Source organism: Olsenella sp. HMSC062G07 (assembly GCF_001811895.1).
Taxonomy (GTDB): domain Bacteria; phylum Actinomycetota; class Coriobacteriia; order Coriobacteriales; family Atopobiaceae; genus Olsenella_F; species Olsenella_F massiliensis.
On sequence record NZ_KV806939.1, the window covers coordinates 1 to 1,920 of the forward strand.

Annotated in this window: 4 protein-coding genes; all 4 read right to left on the reverse strand. The window is 67.3% G+C overall.

Annotated features, from left to right (window positions below; genetic code table 11):
• Positions 1 to 551 (reverse strand): ParB/Srx family N-terminal domain-containing protein (locus HMPREF2826_RS00680; RefSeq protein WP_168163953.1); only part of this gene is annotated, 551 nt, incomplete at its 3' end.
• Positions 552 to 793: 242 nt separating this feature from the next.
• Positions 794 to 1,174 carry an HNH endonuclease gene (locus HMPREF2826_RS00685; protein WP_070638217.1) on the reverse strand — a complete coding sequence of 127 codons (381 nt, stop codon included), beginning with the start codon at positions 1,172 to 1,174 and terminating at the stop codon, positions 794 to 796.
• Positions 1,171 to 1,317 (reverse strand): hypothetical protein, encoded by a 147-nt coding sequence (locus tag HMPREF2826_RS09360; RefSeq protein WP_168163954.1) that lies wholly within the window; start codon positions 1,315 to 1,317, stop codon positions 1,171 to 1,173. Before HMPREF2826_RS09360 ends, HMPREF2826_RS00685 begins: the two co-directional genes overlap by 4 nt.
• A gap of 40 nt (positions 1,318 to 1,357) precedes the next feature.
• Positions 1,358 to 1,789, reverse strand: a complete 432-nt coding sequence (locus HMPREF2826_RS00690) for a type II toxin-antitoxin system HicB family antitoxin (protein WP_070638220.1) — start codon at positions 1,787 to 1,789, stop codon at positions 1,358 to 1,360.
• Positions 1,790 to 1,920: the final 131 nt, after the last annotated feature.

Here is a 1,920-nt window from a genome sequence, read left to right on the forward strand (position 1 = left end):
CCCCCCCCGAGCCGTTTTACGTCATCCGCGCACGTGGCGCTGCCGCACATGACCCGGTGCTGGCCGAGCGCCCATATCTCGCCGGGCTTGCACCTGCATGCCACTTCGACCGGAACATCGACCTCTTCAAGGGTTTCCTCTTCCTCGAGCTTCGGCAGGAACTCCTGGAACCCGAGAGCGCTCCAGTCCGCGTTCAGGTTGTCCATGTCCTCGATCAGGGCGGCCTCGTCGAAGCCGCTGGATAGGGTCGTCTGGTTGTGGACGTGGGTGTAGATGCGTCGCTGCTCGTCGGTGAGGTGGTCGAGCGATATGACGGGTGCCGTCTTGATGCCGAGCTTCTTGAGGGCGAGAAGGCGGCCGTGGCCCTCCACGATCTCGGCCTCACCGCGCTCGTTGTGCCAGATTCCTATCGGGTCGCAGTTCCCGAACTCGCTGATGCTCTCAGCGATCTCGTCTATCTGCTTCTGCGGGTGCATCTTGGCGTTGTTGGCGTAGGGGACCAGCTCGTCCACTGGCACTTCCTCCACCACGAGTTCCGGCTGCGGTCGCATGCGCTCTCCTCTCCCTTGACGGAGGGAAGGTTACGGGCCGCGTGAGATTTAGCGTGGCAAAAATGACCCATTTAGCGTTGCGTTTGCCCCCGTATGCCGACATCCCCCCCGATCGCCCAATTTCGTAGCGATAGACGTTTGGGAGGGGCGCGCGGGGTAGGTGGATAGCTCTCCCCATTTCCAGAGGGGTAGGGGGGTCATGGCAAGGCGCGGGCACCCGGTCGGCACCCGCGCCCTCGGCCCTACTCGGAGCCGCGCCTTCTCTTGTCGTCTCGCTTCTTGTGGCAGGACTTGCACCGCAGCCGGAGGTTGCTAGGCTCGTCCGTTCCGCCGTCGCACAGCGCCCTCACGTGGTCGACCTCGCCGCCGAGGGCTGCGGTCCTCCACTGGTTGCCGTCGTACGTGGCGCACACCCTGCCGCAGTCGACGCACCTGCCGTGCGCGCTGGCTATGGCCTGCTGCCTCGCCCTGCGGTAGGCTGCGGTCGCGTAGCGCCTGCGCCACGGCTCGCGCTCGCCTCTGGTGGCGTCACCCGCCGTGCCCTTGCGCTTGGGCCGGGGTCGGCACGGGCAGCGGTCGCCCCTGAACACCCGACCGCAGTGCGGGCAGAAGCGGCGGCTCATGCCCTCTCCTTGAGCAGCTTCTTGGTCTCAGCGATGGTCAGCTCCAGTGTCCTGGCTATCTCCCCCACGGTGCAGCCGCAGCACCTGCGCATCCTCTGCGCGTGCTTGGCCAGCTGCCGGTGCGTCCTGTCCCTGTTGGTCATGCGCGCCACCTCCTGCCGGGATGGTAGGGCGCGCGTGAGACTACTCGGCCTTCGGCCTGTGCGGCTCGGGCGGGTTGGCCTTGCGCTCGTTGACGCTCGCTATCGTGACCATGCGCCGCCCATCTATCGTGGCCGCCTCGAGCTGCCCAGCCTTGAGCAGCTGGCTCACGCGCCCGCTCGTGACCCCAAGCTCCTCAGCCGCCTGCTTCACGGTCATGCACGCGCTCTCCCTCACGTAGCGCTCGCCCACCTCCACGCACATCACGACGCGCGGGGGGTTGTGGAACGTGGCGCGGGGCAGCGGCGCGCCCTCGTCCAAAGCCTCGGCGATGGCGAGCCGCAGGGCCTCGGCGCAGTTGCCCACCGCCTTGCGCACCGTCGCTCCCCCGCCGAACGCGCCCTCGAACTTGGGCACGGTGCAGAGCCAGTCGCCCTCCACCCGCTCAAGCTCGGCCTCGTAGATGTAGTCCATGGTTGCCGCTCCCTTCTCTGCGGTAAAGCCCGCCGGGGTATCGATGCTCCGGCGGGCTAGATCTCGCCCCCTAGAACCCCACGGTGACGAAGCGCCCGGTCGTCATGTCCGTCACGCTCGTCCCCCTTCTG

Coding starts and splice junctions, on each gene's coding strand:
- HMPREF2826_RS00690 (WP_070638220.1), bottom strand. CDS start 1,789: ATGGACTACATCTACGAGGCCGAGCTTGAGCGGGTGGAGGGCGACTGG.
- HMPREF2826_RS00685 (WP_070638217.1), bottom strand. CDS start 1,174: ATGAGCCGCCGCTTCTGCCCGCACTGCGGTCGGGTGTTCAGGGGCGAC.
- HMPREF2826_RS09360 (WP_168163954.1), bottom strand. CDS start 1,317: ATGACCAACAGGGACAGGACGCACCGGCAGCTGGCCAAGCACGCGCAG.